An 18,706-nucleotide genomic window follows, 5' to 3' on the forward strand; every position below is an offset into this window, starting at 1 on the left:
AGTTCTTAATAATATGACACCGGAGCTTCCAACAATTTTGGATTGGCCGTAACCTCAGAAGAAGGTATTGGAAAAGTGAAACTTTGAATAGTTGCAGGCGTAACAATACCATATGGATCTCCTGGCGTTATAACACCATTCGAAATGGTAAATGGTGCACGCCTTTCTCCATTTAATTTGCTGATTGCCTTGACTGGGTTATAATAAGATAATCTAACCAGGTCTATCCAATATTGTCCTTCTCCCGCCAGTTCAATTCTTCTCTCAATAATTACGGAGTCAATATCTATTCTGGGAGCAGGAGCCATCCCGGCCCTTGTACGAACTTCGTTAAAGTAGTGAAGCGCCTCGCCATCCGCAGTAGAACCACTGTTACCGAGTATGGCTTCAGCGTAAATGAGGTAAACATCCGCCAGTCTTAATAATGCATTATGCTCTGTGGAGGAAGTCAGCGTCATAGTTGGGGCACTATTATCCTTGTTCGTGCCGATAATATGCTTCTTCAATCCAGAACTGCCTGTATACTTAAATCCTCCGCCTGCTGCGTTCAACTCCGGGTAATAATCCCCGTTAATCATAAAAGTGGCTTTACGCCTTACAGAATCCTTTGCTTTGTAAAGTTGGTACATATCTATGGTTGGGCTAATAGCAAACCAGCCAGCCGAGCCATTGGCAGATATTTCTACACCTCCCGGAGAATAGATCTGCAGCATATTTCCTTCCAACCAACCTCCACCCGGGGCCCACTGCAATGCAAACAATGACTCCGGATTGTCGTTAAACTGGGTTTTAAAGAGGTCGGCATAATTATTTACGAGTGCCCGGCCACTGTTTTTACACACATTCCCGGCGTATTTTTTTGCACTATCCAGGTAAGCCTGGTTTCTGGTACCTCCCTGCTGATTTAATCCGGCTACTGTCAAATAAACCTTGCTTAACATGCCTTGTGCCGACCAGGTAGTTACCCTTCCGGCGGCATCAGTAGGCGGGAGATTTGCAGCTGCAAAAGCCAGGTCGTTAATGGCGAATTTATATACATCCTCCGTTTTTATACGGTTAATCAATGGAGATACAATCAGCTGGCTGTTATCTTCAATAACGGGTACAGCCCCCCATAATACCGCCAGGTTATAATAAGCAAATCCACGTATGAAGCGGGCTTCAGCGATAGCAGCATTTTTGTCCTTATCAGTGATGGAAGCCGGCGCTTTTTGCGCGATGGCATTGATGGTAACATTACAGTGTGCAATGATATTATACATTCCTTTCCAATTGGAAATCATGATACCATTTAAACCAGTAACTGTAAAAGTATTCAGCTGCACAGCATCTCCCCAATAACCAACCGCCATATTTCCACTCAGCACTTCGCCAACAGGTAAATAACAAGTATAGTTCCAGTCGGCCCAGGGTGTACCAGCATACAATGCAGCTGTTGCCAACCTGAGATCACCCGTAGTTTGATAAAAATTATCAGCACTTATCTGCGACAGGGGCGGACGATCCAAAAAACTTTTGGAGCATCCTGTTATAGCTATCGTAACCAGCAGGAAGGCAATTATTTTATCCAATATTAATCTCATAACTATTTATATTAACAGATGAATATTTTATTTAGTCAGTTTAATGTTCGCCCCAATGGTAAACACACGGGGTTGCGGATAAAAACCGCCGTCAACACCAGCACTCAGCGGGTCCCATGATCCAATCTCCGGGTCCATTCCCTTATAGTTTGTAATAATGAATGCATTTGAAACATTGAAATAAACTCTCAGATATTTAATGCTGGCTTTAGCAAGCAGCTTTTCGGGGAGGGTATATCCTAAGGAAATATTCTTACATCTCAAAAAGCTTCCGTCTTCTACGAACTTGTCAGAATTCCTGTTATTATCATTAGTGTTATCATTCCTAATGCCGACTATCCTTGTTTCCGGGTTAGTGACCTGTATATTATTAATATCAGTGGCACTTCCTTTCGGATCAATCAGGGTTAGTTTCGCATAGTCATTTAATGACTTGAAATAACCAAAGCTGGTACCTGGGTATTCCCCATTTACGCGAAGTTGGTTAAATACTTTATTGCCAATATTTGCTGCGAAAAATATATTCACATCAAAATTTCTATAGGAGAAAGTGTTATTGAAACCAATCTGGTATTTAGGTATGGGTGAACCGAGAAAGGTTTGATCGGATTCATTAATAACGCCGTCGCCATTAAAATCTTTAAACTTCAGATCACCATACCAGATACTTCCACCTGCAGCCCCTACTGGCAATGGCACACCATTTTTAGTGGGTAATGCGTGGGTTTCAAAATCTTTTTTCGTTGCAAATACGCCACCGTCAATGACATAGCCATAAAACTCGCCGATAGATCTGCCTACAACTGTTTTACTATACTGCCTGTTCAGTGAAGCGCCATCGGTATTGAGCTTAAGCACTTCATTAATATTGCGGGAAACCGTCACATCAGTTTTCCAGCTGAAATTTTTGGTTTTAATATTGGTGGAACTGATTCTGAAATCAAAGCCCTTGTTATTAACAGTACCAACATTCACATATGGGGCTTCCATCGCGCCTGGCGAATAACCAATCGCCGTTCCGGAATACATAGGTAAAGGGATCTGCAGGACAAGACCATCAGTTTTGCGATTATAAAAATCAACAGAGAAATTCAATCTCCAGTTAAAAAGCGTTCCTTCCAGTCCGATGTTGGCGTATTTTGTTTTTTCCCACTGTACGTAAGGGTTGCCCACATTCTGGGTAAGTTGTGCGATACCCGTTAACCCGGTAGCCACAGTAGCCAGTGTGGAGGTATAGGCATAATCCCGGATATTCTGATTATTGGTTAATCCATAACCCAGGCGCAGCTTTAACTCATTAACCTCCTTTACCGTTTTCAGGAATTCTTCGTTATTCAATTTCCAGGCAAATGCACCTGAGTAGGTATTCACCCAGCGGTTTTCAGGAGCAAACTTTGAAGAACCATCTGCCCTGAGATTAACGGTAAACAGGTACTTGTCGTTGATGCCGAAATTAATACGGCCAAAGTACGATTCCTGGGCACTTTGTCCTTTACTGCCGCTATTGGTGGCGGTGGTAGGATCACCACTGCTGATTACCTGCACACTATTTGAAGGGAAATTTGACCTGGACGCGCTGGAACCTTCACTGGTGCCTAGCTGTGCCTCATGCCCCAGTAATACGTTTACATTGTATCTCTCTTTAAACAGATGTGAATAGGTAAGGAAGTTTCTTAAAGTTGTAAATAAATTTTGCGAAAATTCATAAGACCCGCTGTTGGTATTGTTTTTTACAAGGCCAAATGTATAGGAAGGATTAAACCTGTCCTGCGTTGCCATTGAAAAACTTCCTGTTGCTTCATTCCGGAGGGTCAGGTCTTTGGTAAAAGCAATTTCTGCATATATATTACCAAAGAGCTGGTTTCTTTTTGCTTCGTCTTTATTAATAAGGGCGATCGCATATGGGTTCACGGTGCTGTTCACCCATCCATTCGGGTTATAGGCTCCTCCCCAGCTGCCATCCTCATTCTTTACGGCTATATCCGGCGTTTGGCTTAATGCGGTATTAATTACATTCGAGCTGGTTGAATTTACGTTCTCTTTGATATTAACCAATTGCAGGCTGGTACCGATCTTTAACCAGTTGGTTGTTTTATTATCGAGATTGAGTCTTAATGAAAGCCTGCGGAAATTGGAACCGAGCGCAATACCTTCCTGGTTGAAATAGGAGCCCGACAGGAGGTATTGTGTTCTTGTATCTCCTCCATTAATGGATAATGTATGGTTGGTCATCGGGGCATTTCTGAAAAGTTCTTTCTGCCAGTTGGTGCCCTCGCCCAGGTACTTTGGATTTACAAATTCCGGGCGGGTATCAAATCCCCATCCTAACCCGGTATTTCTTTCATTTATAAAAGTGGCGTATTCCCTTAAATTCATTACAGGCAACCTTTTAGGTATTTGCTGGTAGCCTGTATACATATCATAGGAAATGCTTGGCGGAGCGACCTGCCCCCTCTTGGTGGTTATTACTATTACACCATTTGTTGCCTGTGAACCATAAATGGCCGTGGCTGATGCGTCTTTCAATACATCAATGGTTTCAATTTCAGAAGGATTGATACCCGCCAATGGATTCACGCCTGAGCCCAATGTGGCGGTGCCGCCAATAATGATTCCATCTATTACATACATAGGTGAACCTCCCCCAAAAGAAGACAAGCCACGGATCTGTATCGATACAGCTCCACCTGGTTGACCTGATATTTGTTGCACCACTAACCCGGGAACCTTTCCCTGCAAAGCCTGGTCAAAGGTTACAGGCTGTGTTTTACGGAGCTCATCACCGGAAACAGAAGATATGGCGCCGGTAACGTCCTTCCGTTTTGCTTTACCGTAACCAATCACCACCACATCTTCCAGTTGTGAAATATTCTCACTCATTTCTATTTCAAGGGAAGGTGTTTTGGCCACCACTTCTTTTTTCTGAAAACCTATCATGGTAATTACCAATACGCTTCCGGTGGGAGCGTCGATCGTAAACTTTCCTTCTCCACTGGTAATAGTGAAGCGGCTGGTGTTTTTTAAGGTAACAGTTGCACCCGGAACCGGGGAGGAATTACTTTTATTGATGATTCTACCACTTATTTTTGTTGTTTGTGCGGAGAGGTTTGTGCTGGAAAGGAATCCCAAAAGGATACCCAATAGCGGTAGTATTCGCAAGCGAATCATTTTGGTTGACTTCATTTTTTTCATTTTAACGTGTGCGGATGATGATCCTCAGCGGCATTTTCAGCGAGGATGATATTTCATAAGGCCAGAATACTCGTAACAGGAACCAGGCAATTGTTAAGCGCCAATTCTTTTTCAGCAACTTCTATAGTTCCTATTAGTCACTTTTTTAATGTAATTGGTGACGACCTCAGGTTTAACAGCCTGAGGTGAATGACTAAGTAGAGAGATTGAAAAAGTAAACAGGTGGTCAGGATCTGCACTATGAGCAGAAGGACTTGCCAATAAGTCTCCATACGAGACATAGGCCGGCAAGCAAGGTAGCAGCAATTGTAGTTTCATATACGTGGATTGAATATTGTAAAGCTATTGCTATGTTGCCTGAATCAAGGGGGTCATTTGATTCAACCATAAGACCCGAATGTTACAATTCGGTGAATATCACTGCCAATGATTTGACAGCGCTTGAATTTAAAACCAGGAAAACCGGGGCCACCATCTTGCATTCATCCAACAACCACATTTTCTACCTACCCGGTCTTCCTGATAATATTATAGAATGGTTTAGCTTATTACCATCCTGCATTTTGCTTTAATACGTTATTCGATAATGTAATTTGTGAATAAGGGATCTGCACGAAGCCCTTTGTTTCTATTACCTTCGATGCCAAAATGGTTTTGGTGGTATTCACACCGCCATTTTGAAGGGTCACCGACTCGGCAATAGCTGATGCCGCAACATTCAGCCCCTGGCGAAGAAGATCCCAGTAACGGATCCCTTCTCCCGCAAATTCCAGCCTTCTTTCATTTATAATATTTGCCTGGCTTACCGGAACCTGCACAAAGCTGGTTCCCAGTGCCCTTCTGCGCACATCATCAAAGTAACCCTGCGCGCCGCCGGCGCCCAATTCAGCCGCCATTAACAAAACATCAGCGTAGCGGATAGATACATAATCCTGGTACTGGCTGATCATGAAGCTCGCGCCGCCCATTTTTTCTGCAAGACTTCTTCCTGCCTCATCAGCCATGGGGGTATATTTTTTAATGCAGTAGCCGGTATACTCCCGTTGATCCTTTATGTTCTGAAAATCAAGCCCCTCGTCCACTATTGAAATGATAGAGGCATTTCTCCGGCTGTCGCCGGCAGGGAAAGCTTTCCAAAGTTTTGGATTCACGGTGGCGCCGCCCCAGCCCATTCCATACGGATAAATACTTTGAACGCGAATACCGAACATCACCATCCACTGGTTACCATCCACATTTCCATTCCAATCGCTGGTGTAAGTGTACTTGATGGCAAACACCGTTTCCTTATTATCTTCTCCTACATAATTATTGAGAGAGGCAGCAGGCCATAAATTGGCAAATTTGTCAACCAACCCAAATCCTCCATTACTGATAACATCCTCGAGGTAAGCAAGCGCCTGGGCTTTTGAAACAGTTCCTACCAGGTCGGGCTTATTGTAGTAACCGGTATAGCAAAGGAACACACGACCAATCAGTGATTCGGCCGCCCATTTGGTTACCCGTCCACGGGTAGAGGGGCTTTGTGCACCATAACCGGTAGCAGGAAGATTGGAAGCTGCAAATATCAGGTCGTCGGTAATGAGTTTATAAACGCTGTCTGCGCTGGCCTGCGGCACATTATCGGTAGTAGGTATGGTGATCAGTGGGACATTTCCCCATAACCGGACCATATCAAAATAACAATAGGCGCGTATAAACCTGGTTTCCGCTTCATATGTCTTACGCAAATTGTTATCTCCTTTCCAATCTATTCCGTCGAGGTGCGACAAAAGCATATTGGCGCGATAGATAGCCTTGTAGTAAAGCGCCCAGCTATCTCCAAACATATTTTGATCTGAGGGCGAACGGAGTTTGTCAAACTCGTCCATCATCTGAAAGCCGAAGCCGTCAGCATTACCGGTGGCTCCAAATGCATCGTCAGACATGATTTCCGACGCAACAGGAAAAGCAACGCCACCTGACCAAACACGCTGTAATCCATCATATACGCCTACCAATGCCTTCCAGGCATCATTCTGTGTTTTGTAAAAATTCTGCTCTGTGGCAGCAGTTACATCTTCTGAGTCCAGAAAGTCCTTGTTACAGGCAATCAATGTCAACAATGCAGAAGCCAGTATATAAAATTTCAAGTTTTTCATCGCCAAATCATTTTTAATTTAAAACCGGATGTTTGCTCCAACCATAAATGTTCTGGGCCTGGGATAATATCCTAAGTCCACTCCCGATGAAAAGCCCTCGTTATACCCAACTTCAGGATCCATACCATTGTATTTGGTGAACAGGAAAGCATTCAGCACGGAAGCATATAATCTTACTTTGCCCAGGTAATTTTTTTTGATCAGGTTAGAAAAATCATAACCAAGGGTAATAGTGTTGATACGCAGATAATCTCCTTTATAAACGTACAGATCAGAGAACTGTGCCCAGTTAGCACCGTCTTCTGTTACCCTGGGAATTCTGTTGGAAGTTCCCGGGCCATGCCAGCGGTCCAGTATTTCTGAAGTATAGTTACCAAAGCCGCCCGGTCCTCTGTACGACTGAACAAGCTGATTACCTGTTACACCGGAGGCCTGTACCAGGAGATCAAACCCTTTGTAATCGAGCGATATATTAAAACCATAGGTAAAATCAGGATTGGGATCACCGATATTGGTTTTGTCATTGGCATCAATAACACCATCGTTGTTCAAATCGATATAACGAACATCTCCGGGCTTAGCGGTGGGCTGAATCGGAGTTCCTGTTTTGCCTTTATAAGCCGCTACCTCATCATCCGACTGGAAAACGCCTGCGGTTTTAAGTCCCCAGAAATAACCTACCGGTTCACCGTTTGCTGCCCGGTAAAACTCACCGGCATTGGCATACAGCACGTTGGTATTGCCATGAAGCACATGATCGTTTGTAGGAATATTTCCTATCCTGTTTTTATTATAGGCGCCGTTTACACCAACTGAATAATGGAAGTTTTTACCGATGCTGTTACGGTAATTCAGCGCCAGTTCAACGCCGGTGTTTTTCACATCACCACCATTGATCAGCGGTGCATCTGCTCCGGCAGTAGCCAGAATAGGCACTGTAATTAACCAATCCTTTGTTTTTTTGACATAATAATCAAATGTCACATTCAGACGCTGTAATATGGTAGCGTCAAAACCGATATTGGTTTGCTCGGATGTTTCCCATTTTACATCCGGATTGGCAATACGGCTCGGATAAGCGCCCTGTGTATTGGCTCCTTCTACCGGTCCGAATATATAACCTGCATTACTGAAGCTGATGGGAGATACAAACTGGTACGCCGCTACGTTCTGATTACCAACCTGGCCCCAGCTGCCGCGAAGTTTAAGGAAATTCAACCATTGTACGCCCTCCATAAAGTTCTCCATAGAAGTTACCCATCCTGCAGACACGGAAGGGAAATATCCCCAGCGATGATCCGGAGCGAATTTGGAAGATCCATCACCCCTGAATGTTACATTAACCAGGTATTTTTCCCGGAAGTTGTATTGCAACCGTCCGAAGTAAGACATCAACGCATTTTCGGACGGACCGCCGCCAAGACTCATATAAGGAGCGCCCCTGGTCACATTCTGAGCAACAGAAAGGTAGGCATGTTGCATGTCGGCAACACGCAGATCCCAGTTGGAACCATTCATACCAACAGTTTGTGTTTTCAGCGAAGAGCTACCCGCCATTACGCCGAAATGGTGATCAGCAGCAACATCAAAATCATAGCTGATTAAATTGTCGAACTGGATAGTCCGTCCATTGCCCATTGATTGACTCACCTTAGCGGTATCATTCAAGGAATAAATAGAAAGATGATAAACCGGTGTATAACCATGACTTTGGTTAGCGGAATAATTTAAACCGAGGCTGGAGCGGAATTTTAAACCTTTAACAGGTTCCACCTGTAAATACACATCGCCAAATAGGCCCTGGCTGCTGTTCCGGTTGCGCGTGTTATAGTCCATCACTGCATACGGATTGGCTTCTGTATTATTCCATGCCTGATCAGGTTTTCCCGGATACCAGCCTTTTTTATCACTGCTGAAATAACTGCCATCTGTATCATACATTGGTAGGAACGGGCTGGTAGTAAAAGCAGAACGTAGTGTATTATTATACTGACCATCTACAGCAATTCCGTGGCTGTTTTGATAGTTGAACGTAAGATGCTCTCCCAGCTTAACGATATTCTGGTATAAGTTATGTTCAGAATTTATTCTGAACGTGTAGCGGTCAAGGTAAGAGATATCAGATCCGCCCACGATGCCGCCCTGGCTGGTATATCCCAGGGATAAGGAATAGGTGGAAGCAGGTCCGCCACCCTGTACGCCCAATACATAGTTTTGAGTCGGTACATTCTTTTTAAACATCTGGTCAAGCCAGTCTGTGTTTACCGGCAGGTTGTTGACTACCTCATTGCTGAAATAAGGCGCTTTACCGGAGTTAACAGCGGCTTCATTTATAATGGTAGCATAATCTTTTGCATTCAACAGTTTGGCTTTGCGGGCAAGCTGTTGGGCGCCATAAAAAACATCCAGGGTGACCTGTGGTTTTTGGTTGGCTTTTCCTGTTCTTGTGGTAACGAGGATAACGCCGTTGGCGGCCTGGGAACCATAAATAGCAGCAGATGCAGCGTCTTTCAGGATGTCGATGGATTCTATGTCCGCCGGGTTCAGGTAGGCGATGTCACCTGTCTGAACACCATCCACAATGTATAAAGGAGCAAAGTTACCAACAGTACCTTTACCACGAATGATAACATTCATTCCTGAGCCTGGCTGTCCCGAATAGGAAGTGATTTGCACACCAGGCGCCTGTCCCTGCAAAGCCTGCATTGCACTGGTAGTATTCTGTTTCTGGATGTCGGCGCCTTTTACCTGTATGTTAGCGCCTGTAACCAGTTTTTTCTTCTGTACGCCATAACCAATTACCACTACATTTTCCAGTTGGCTTTCGGCGTCCTGCAACTGAACTTTCAATTCGCGTGAGGTAACTTTTACCTCTTTTTCAACAAAACCAACGGATGTAATTACTATCACATCACCAATTGATGCCTCAATAGTAAATTTTCCTGCATCATCCGCAATGGTGGAGACACGGGTGCTTTTAACGGTTACTGATGCTGCAGGAACCGGAACGGAAGTACTTTGACTGGTGATCGTTCCACTCACCTTTGAAGTTTGGGCATAGGCATTTTTGCCCGGGGCGAAGACCCAAAGCGCGCCCCACAGCAGCAATACTCGCAAGTAAAAAAGTTTGGCTGATTTCATAATTGTGGATTTAACTGACTACTTTTTTATATCTATTTTTCTTCCTTCATAAACTACTTCCTTATCACATTTTGCATCAAGATCCAGACGCCTGGGTTCATTGGGCGCAATAATATTGATACGGATAGTTCTTTTCTGTAACATGCCATTGAATGATCCCTTCCGGTCTCCGATAGTAACAGTTCCTGTTGCCTGGGTATATTTTACCGGGATAATGGAAAAGGCGCCTTTTTCATAATTGTAATTGGCCCCTTCATCTTCATACAGGTTGAAAGACGCGTCTGCACCGGTGTAGATGTTCAACGTCAGGGTATCGGCCTGTTTTTCTGTGGTGTATTGTAACCCGGGTCCGAAGGGAACGATGGATCCGGCTTTTACAAATAAAGGCATCCGTTCGTATGGCGCGTCGGCAGTAATTTTCTGACCACCTGCATACCACTTCCCGGAATAGAGGTCATACCATCCTGCACTCCTGGGTAGATACAGGGCGCGTTTCGTTTGCCGGTATTCATATACGGGATTTATTAGCAGCGAAGGACCAAACATATATTGATCGGTAATATTCAATACGGCGGTATCTGTTGCAAAGTCCATCGCAAGTCCCCGCATAATAGTGTAGTCATTGTGGTAAGTCCACCCGGCCAGCGAATAGATGTATGGCAGTAAACGGTAACGCAGCTTATCGTAATAAAGGAAACTTTCATAAGCAGGATGATCTTCAGGAGCAGTATTGAATACTTCGCGGTAAGGGAATTGCCCGTGAGACCGGAACAAAGGAACGAAAGCGCCAAACTGTGACCACCGGGTCATCAGTTCCCTCCACTCCTCCAGGCCCGCTGCGTCCGGGTTTTCAAATTTGCGGGGTACCACAAAACCACCAATATCCATCGTCCAGTAAGGAAGTCCGGACATAGAGAAATTAGCGCCTGCTGCTATTTGTGCTTTCATATCATTCCAGGTAGAACCAATATCACCACTCCATATCGCGGCAGCATAGCGCTGCGAACCTGCAAAGCCGGAACGTGTCAGCAAAAAGACCCTTTTATCCGGATCCGTTGAACGTTGTCCTTCATAAATTCCTTTTGCATTTTGCAGGGGATAAGCATTCAGAAACTCTGCCGCGCTACCCAAAGCAGTGGGTGTCATTTGCAGCTTTCTCTTTTCGGGATTTACATTGGAAACAATGTCCGGTTCACTGGCGTCCATCCACCATGCGTCAATTCCTTTACTATATATTTTTTCGTTGATCAGCTCCCAGAAGCCTTTCCGGGCCGCGTTGTTGAAAGCATCATAAAAAGTAGAAACATATCCTTTACCTATCCAGTCTTTTTGTTGATCAGCGATGTTTCTTTTATAAAGCCATCCTTTCTTATCAAATTCATGGTAAGCTGATATGCCATCATAAAATTTCGGCCATACTGATATCATGATTTGAGTGTTGTACTTTTTATGCAGCAAATCAATCATGCTATCGGGAGAAGGAAAGCGTTTTTCGTCGAACTCCTGGCTGCCCCATTCGGCTTCTCTCCAATAACTCCAGTCCAGCACAATGTTGTCAATGGGAATCTTTCTTTTGCGGAATTCAGCAACTGCGTTCAGTAACTCCTCCTGTGTTTTGTATCTCTCCCGGCTTTGCCAGAAGCCTAATGCCCATTTTGGAACAATAGGCGCCTTACCTGTAAGCGACCGGTAACCCGAAATCACTTCATCCATATTATTGCCATACACGAAATAGTAGTCAACCTGTTTGCCGGCTTCGGAACAGAAACCAAAACTGTTTTGCTGCTCCTCGCTCAATGGCTCCTGCCATTTCAAAGAAAAATAGGATTCGCCGCCTTCAGGTATCCACTCAATTCTGACAGGTACTTTTTCCGCTTTTTTGAAGTTCCAGGAAACCAGTGCAGATGCGGGGTTCCATGCTTTTCTCCAGCGATCCAAAACAAGTTTTCCATCCAACCATACTTTCACGGAGCCGCCATAAGTGAAACGGAACTGATGAAGACCAGAGAGATAACTGGAAAGACTTCCTTCCCAGGTCACCATGCCGGAGGCAGGTGTAAATTCCCGTGGCAAGAGGACTTTTGAATCTCCCAGGAACTCCATGTTAATATTGGTCTCGGCTCTTTCGGTACTTATTTCCTGCGGTTTATGCGCATTATTGGAATAAGAGGCAGTAAGCCAGCCGGCTTCGCCTTTCTTTGAAAAAAGCTGCATGGAAGAAAGTGGATGAAGTGGCCTGATATCGCCGGCCCTGGTGAGGGAATAGTTATCCCACAGAATACCATAGTTTTTATTGGAGATCATAAAAGGAACGGCCACTTCTGTATTGTTCTGGAAGAAAGTGACCTGTTGACCACGGTAGTTCATAATCCCGTCCTGATGTTGCCCGAGCCCATACCATGCGTCTCCGGCGGCCGTCTGAAATGTTTGGGTAATCGCGTAATACCGTTTGCCGTCGAATATGGCGGATTGAAAGTCCCGTCCGAACGGTTGTTTCTCAGCCAGGATCTTTTTGCCTGCCAGATCCGTGAAAGTAACGGCCCCTGTGCCCCGGTCGACGGTGACAATCAATTTCTTTGTTTTGAGCGTCAGTGTTTCTTTGGAAGTACTGATATCCCAGGTAAGCCCTGGTTGTTTACGATAAACGGTTACCAGGCTGTTACCGGCTACTATTTCTTTTCCGGGAGCAGCGATCACTCTTATAATATCATCCGAAACAACTTCAAGTTTAACAGCATTTGTAGCGCCTGTAAGCAGAGAGTCTGTAAAAACTATAACCCCATCCGGAAGTTTAATGTAAGCAGGTGGCGCCGCCAATAAATTATTAAATAACGTAAAAGTCAGCAGGCTAAGCAGCAGCAATCGTAATTTCATATACGTGGATTAGATGCCGTAAAACTATTGCTATGGCGCCAGAAACCGGGGCGTCAAATGATTCAACCAAGGGGTTCAAATGTTACAAATGCCTGAATATCACTGGTAGGATTTCGGGAGGCGGGTTATTAAAGGCCTTTATTTTTAAGATTTGCCAGGTACTCTGAAGGGGTGGTTTTGAATTCTTCTTTGAAAAGTTTACGGAATATTTTGGGGTCATTGAATCCTACCTGGTAGGCAACTTCTGAAATAGACATGCCGCTTTTGTCTAATAACTGGATAGCCCTTTTCAAACGGATTGAACGGATAAAATCTAACGGCGACTTACCGGTTAACGATTGTATCTTTCTGTACAGGGTAACCCTGCTCATGTACATCTCTTTACTGAACTCATCTACGGAAAATTCCGGATTGTCTATTTGTTTTTCGATAATGTCCAATGCCTGTTTAAGGAATTTTTCGTCTACAGGGGTGATGGTCACCTCCCCGGGGTTGACTTCAATCTGCTTTTGGAACCTCTTTTGCAATAATTTTTGTTGTGCCAGCAAATTATTGATCCGCGAAGCCAGGATCTCAAAGGTGAAGGGTTTGGTAATATAATCGTTCACGCCGGCTTTCAATCCCTCCAGCTGTTTTTCTTCACTTCCCATAGCGGTAAGCAAAATGACAGGAATATGAGCCGTGAGTGTTTCGGTTTTAATTTTCCGGGCAAGTTCAACGCCGTCCATTAGAGGCATCATGATGTCGCTTACCACAAGATCAGGATTTAACAGCTTTATTTTCTCCCAGGCCTCCTTCCCGTTTGCGGCTTCTTCAATATGGTACTGCCCTTTCAGGTTATCTTTTAAATAAAAGCGCAGATCTTCATTGTCTTCCACTACGATTATTGTCTTCTTCTTATCCCCTTTCTTTCTTTCTTCCACTATTATTTGCTCCGTTTCCTCCGGGAATGTGGGCGTAGTTGAGGTCCGGCCGGAAGAAACATACACTTTCTTTGCAGGAAGCAATACTGTAAAACAGGTGCCCTGATCCGGTTCGCTTTTTACGGTGATGATCCCGTTGTGTAATCTTACAAACTCCTTTGTGATGGCCAACCCTATACCGGTTCCCTGGTTTACCATGCTCTCCGGAACATCTGTCTGAAAAAACCGTTCAAAAATCTTTTCATGCTGATCGGCCGGGATGCCGATACCTGAATCTTTTATTTCAATAGCAAACGTTCCATCGGAACCATTATCTGCCGGCTGCCTATACACTAAATTAACGCTCACCATCCCACCATCATGCGTATATTTAAAAGCGTTGGACAACAGGTTGAATAAAATCTTTTCAATTTTGTCTTTGTCAAAATAAATTTCGAGGCTATCAATGTCAGATGAGAATGAAAATCCTATCTTCTTTTTTTCTGCAATATCAGTAAAAGAGTAACTGGTTTCCCTGCAAAACCGGACGATATCGCCTATGGAAGGATGTAGTTTTACTTCCTGTACCTCCATTTTCCTGAAATCGAGTAGCTGGTTAACAAGGCTTAACAGGCGTTTTGCGTTACGCTGTACCAGGTTTAGTTGTTTTACCTGCTCTTCATCTGCCGTATTTTTAATGATCTTATCCAATGGCGCGATGATAAGGCTCAGCGGCGTACGGAACTCATGGCTTACATTGGTAAAGAATTTTGTTTTTAACTGCTCCAGTGCATGCGCTCTTTCTGCTTCCCTGCGCTGCTGACGAACTTCAAAGCGCATATGTATCCTGTCTAATGTAATGCGCCGGATAAGCAGGAACAATCCCGTAGCGATCAACAGATATATAATGTATGCAACAGGGGTTCTCCAGAATGGGGGTTCAATATTGATCTGCAGCGTTTTCACCTCACTCCACAAACCAGCCCTGTTCAACACTTTTACTTTGAAAACATAATGCCCGGGATTGAGATTGGTATAAGTGGCTCTCCGTTGATGACCATCTGCATACAACCAGTCTTCATTAAACCCTTCCAGCATATATGCATATTTATCATATGCGTTATGAGAAAAATCGAGCGCAGCAAAGTCGATAGAAAAAACATTTTCTTTATACTTCAGGTCAATACTTTGCAGCTGGGATAAGGAGCGTTTGAGCAGCACGCGGTTATTAACCAGTTCTCCGGGTTCAACATTTTTATTTAATATCTGAAAACCGGTGAAAACAATTTTAGGGTGATAAACAGAATTACCGATAGCAGCCGGATTGATAATATTAAACCCCGATGGCCCACCAAAGATTAATTCGCCGCTCCTCAGCTTTAGTGCCGCGTTATCGTTAAACTCGCGGTTCTGCAGGTTGTTTGTTGCATCATAACTGATAACAGAAAAATCAAGATGCTTATTATCCTGGCGGGGAATGGCGTTACATAACCCACTGGGCGTGGAAATCCACAGGGTCTGACGGTCATCTTCAAGAATATTCAGGATCATATTATCGGGAAGGCCGTTTGATGCTGTGAATGTCCGAAACTCCTTTTTCTGTTCATCAAACAAATTCAAACCTTCCCTGGTTCCTACCCAAACCCGTCCCTTACTGTCTTCCAAAAGACAGATAACACCATTATCGCTTAAACTATTCCCTGTATTTGTATCCAGGTAGAAGACAGCAGCGGGTTTATTCTTTTCAATAACAGCAATGCCGTAACCTGTACCGATCCATAAATTTCCTTTTCTGTCCTCCATAATAGCAGAAACATAATTGGACAGTAATACTCCCTGCGTGGTTTTATAGTGGTTAAACTGGTTAGTCCTTCTGTCGAAACGATCCAAACCACCACCTAAAGTACCGATCCATAAATTCCGGTTCCTGTCTTCAAAAATTTCCCAAACTTTGTCGTCGGTCAAACTGGAGGAATCATTCTCATTATGCCTGTACCGGGTGAACTTCTTACCATCGAAGCGATTGAGGCCACCGAGGTAGGTTCCAATCCAGAGAACATCTTCATGATCCATGCACAGGCTCACAATTACGTTGTTGCTCAGGCTGTTTTCATTTTTTGGATCGTACAGGTATTGTTTGAAAGTATTATTTTTCCTGTCAAAATAGATCAATCCTCCACCATTGGTTCCAATCCAGACATTACCCATCTTATCTTCAACAAAACGGTTTACATCGTCGAACTGCAGGCTTTTTGCATTTAATTCCTGGTGATGGTAATACGAAAACTGAACGATGTTTCCGTTATAATAATTCACGCCCTGCTTGTAAGTTCCCAGCCAGATAATCCCCTGATCATCCCTGTACATCGTGGTAATGGTATTCTGGCTGATGCTTTTGGGATCATTGGGGTTGTTCAGCAGGTAACTGGTATTGAGCCGGTTCTTTTTGTCGATCAACGTTACTCCTCCATGATCGGTTCCTACCCAGATCAAACCATTGCCATCCTGAACCACCTGGCTTACCAGTTCTGAATTCAATCTCGCCGGATACGAATTCTTATCAAACTGCGTGATGGTGTTATCTTCCGGGTGAAAAAGAAAAACACCGAAGTTATAACGCCAAAGCCAGAGATCATTATCGCTATCTATAAACAGCTTATAGGGGTTATCATCTTTATTACGTTTTTGGAAAGCAGTGGTGGAAGAAATTATTTTGTCCAGCTTTATATCATACTCCTGTAAAAAACCTGATTGATATACCAGCCATAACTTTCCGTCGTTTGTTTCACCAATGGAAGTAATCTTTTCGGAAATTTGTGTTGCTTCCGGTTTGAATGGCTTTACTATTCTGTTGTCAGCGGAATACAGGAACAAACCCTTATCCTCATACAGGAACCAGTACCTGTTATTATTTCCTTTTACTATATTGGCAATAGTACCAGGCGGCAAACCGATAGCATGTAAATAGTCATCAGAGCTGCCATTGAATTTTTCCGTATCCGGATTATAAATACAGGGGCCGCCCATTGTGGATATCCACATTTTTCTATCAGGAAGTTCATAAAGTGACAAGATATTGTTGTCCTTTATGGAAGTACTGTCATTGTGATCTTTACGAAATACTTTACAGAAATATCCGTCATAACGATTAAGTCCATACGTAGTACCAAACCATAAAAACCCATCAGGGTCCTTTAGCACAGTATTTACCTGGTTATGTGACAAACCGGTATACGTATTGAGCTTGGAAAAATTATAATGTTCGCTTTGTGCTAAAACAGAAAGAGATTGTAACAGCAAAATAATCCAAAAAAGGTAACGCATTGCATCTGATTTGACATATAAAAATTTGCGTTGTCCGGTCTACAATCCCGTAAAATCAAGAACTAAGATAATAAAATGATTGGGATAACATGTCCAAATCAAATGACAAATTTGCTGTAACGATTTTTCTTTTGTTGAAGCATTAAAACGCCAGGTGCCTTATATTTTATTTTTTAAAGTTGAAATATCTGTTCCATCAACAGCCATTTCTCTCCCTCTTTCGCCCAGGGCAACGGTTGCTGGAATTTCCACATTAACTGTTCCCATTCCTGTACTTTTGGATTGGCTGCATCCGAAGCATTTTTTGCTGTTTCATCATACTGGTCATTGGTTTCCATGATCATCATTAAGCGATTGCCGGTTCTATAGATCTGCATTTCCACAATCCCTGCATCAAGAATGCTTTTCCGTACTTCCGGCCAACCATTTTCTGCCCTGTGCCAATACTCGTATTCTGCTATCAGCTCCGGATTATCCTTTAAATCGAGGGCTAAACAGTATCTTTTCATAAATTCAATTAACTTTTACAAATAGCTGGAAGCATAGAACTGATCAATCAGTCCGCGTTCTTTCATCTTCTTCCAAAATCCTTCGGGGATTATTGAGTTGGGCAATGCAACATTTTGTACCACCCTTTCTGCCTGGGTGGTATTTAAAGCAATGCTTGTAACTCCGGGTGCATTCAGGCCAAAAATTACGCATGCCTCTACCGGTCTTATTTTATAATCCTCGCACAATTGATAAAACTGTTGCCGCCAGTGATATAAATTTTTATCTTTTTCAGGATCTGTCAATTGATAATTATAATAAGCCGATCCTGTTAAAAAGCCTCCGTTAAAAACAGAAGAATTTATAACTGCAACACCCTGATGCGAAAGTTGTTGCATAAAATCCACCAGCGGCGTGGGATGACTGTGAATAGTCATACTATTGGCAATCATTACCCAGTCCAGTTTTACGTCCTCCGTTATTTTTCTTATGATGCGCCAATCCTTTGCGCCCACCCCGATCGCTTTAACTTTGCCGGCCTGTTTTAATTCATTTAATGCCCGGTAAGCATCCAGAATATCCTGGTAGCGCCTTTTTTTATCCTCCTCATCGTCTGATGCGGCGAGGTATTCGTCGGGATCATGTACAGATACCAGCTGCGCATGATAGTTACCGAGCAGTTTATTCCCCTGCTCATAGCATTCCAGGATACCATCGTAACTTATTTTCTGAACGGCATCATATTCCAGGTTTTTCCATATTCCGGGTTCAAAAGTGGGTTCGGCTGTTTTTAATTCAGTACGCAGCCAACCCAGCTTATTGCTGATCAGTACATCCTTCGGATTGATATTTAATTCCTTCAGGGATCGTCCCAGGGACTCCAGCGCCAGCCCGGCGCCATATTTACCGGCGGAATCAAATACAGCCGGCCTGGGGGAATATTTGATGCTTTCATTAACAATAGACCGTTTCACTTCATCCGGTAGCGCAACATATAAATTCCCCAACCCGCTGGTGCCAAAAATTACTTTGGGCAGTGTGAGTTCCTCCATATAAAAAT

8 protein-coding genes and 1 pseudogene are annotated in these 18,706 nt (G+C 43.6%); all 9 read right to left on the minus strand.

Features of this window, described 5'->3' with window-relative positions; all coding sequences use genetic code 11:
- Positions 1–5 precede the first annotated feature (5 nt).
- Positions 6–1,583, minus strand: coding sequence for a RagB/SusD family nutrient uptake outer membrane protein (locus V7S65_RS16470; RefSeq protein ID WP_079469162.1), 1,578 nt, complete (start codon positions 1,581–1,583; stop codon positions 6–8).
- Positions 1,584–1,610: 27 nt separating this feature from the next.
- Positions 1,611–4,766, minus strand: coding sequence for a SusC/RagA family TonB-linked outer membrane protein (locus V7S65_RS16475; protein WP_339546044.1), 3,156 nt, complete (start codon positions 4,764–4,766; stop codon positions 1,611–1,613).
- Between the two features lie 557 nt (positions 4,767–5,323).
- A complete protein-coding gene (locus V7S65_RS16480; protein ID WP_336387306.1) occupies positions 5,324–6,916 on the minus strand; it encodes a RagB/SusD family nutrient uptake outer membrane protein in 1,593 nt (530 codons plus the stop codon).
- Positions 6,917–6,934: 18 nt separating this feature from the next.
- Positions 6,935–10,057, minus strand: a complete 3,123-nt coding sequence (locus tag V7S65_RS16485) for a SusC/RagA family TonB-linked outer membrane protein (RefSeq protein ID WP_336387307.1) — start codon at positions 10,055–10,057, stop codon at positions 6,935–6,937.
- 18 nt (positions 10,058–10,075) lie between these two features.
- A complete protein-coding gene (locus V7S65_RS16490) occupies positions 10,076–12,931 on the minus strand; it encodes a TIM-barrel domain-containing protein (protein ID WP_336387308.1) in 2,856 nt (951 codons plus the stop codon).
- 128 nt (positions 12,932–13,059) lie between these two features.
- Positions 13,060–16,875 carry a hybrid sensor histidine kinase/response regulator transcription factor gene (locus tag V7S65_RS16495; RefSeq protein ID WP_336387309.1) on the minus strand — a complete coding sequence of 1,272 codons (3,816 nt, stop codon included), beginning with the start codon at positions 16,873–16,875 and terminating at the stop codon, positions 13,060–13,062.
- A 123-nt stretch (positions 16,876–16,998) separates the two neighbouring features.
- Positions 16,999–17,157 (minus strand): annotated as a pseudogene (locus tag V7S65_RS32240) (two-component regulator propeller domain-containing protein); the annotation flags it as partial.
- A 173-nt stretch (positions 17,158–17,330) separates the two neighbouring features.
- Positions 17,331–17,666, minus strand: a complete 336-nt coding sequence (locus V7S65_RS16500) for an L-rhamnose mutarotase (RefSeq protein ID WP_079469168.1) — start codon at positions 17,664–17,666, stop codon at positions 17,331–17,333.
- Positions 17,667–17,681: 15 nt separating this feature from the next.
- The gene (locus V7S65_RS16505; protein WP_336387310.1) at positions 17,682–18,698 is read right to left on the minus strand and encodes an aldo/keto reductase; all 1,017 of its coding nucleotides are present in this window, start codon (positions 18,696–18,698) and stop codon (positions 17,682–17,684) included.
- Between the last annotated feature and the right edge of the window lie 8 nt (positions 18,699–18,706).

This window comes from Chitinophaga sp. CCNWYY40 (genome assembly GCF_037483205.1).
Lineage (GTDB): Bacteria > Bacteroidota > Bacteroidia > Chitinophagales > Chitinophagaceae > Chitinophaga > Chitinophaga ginsengisegetis.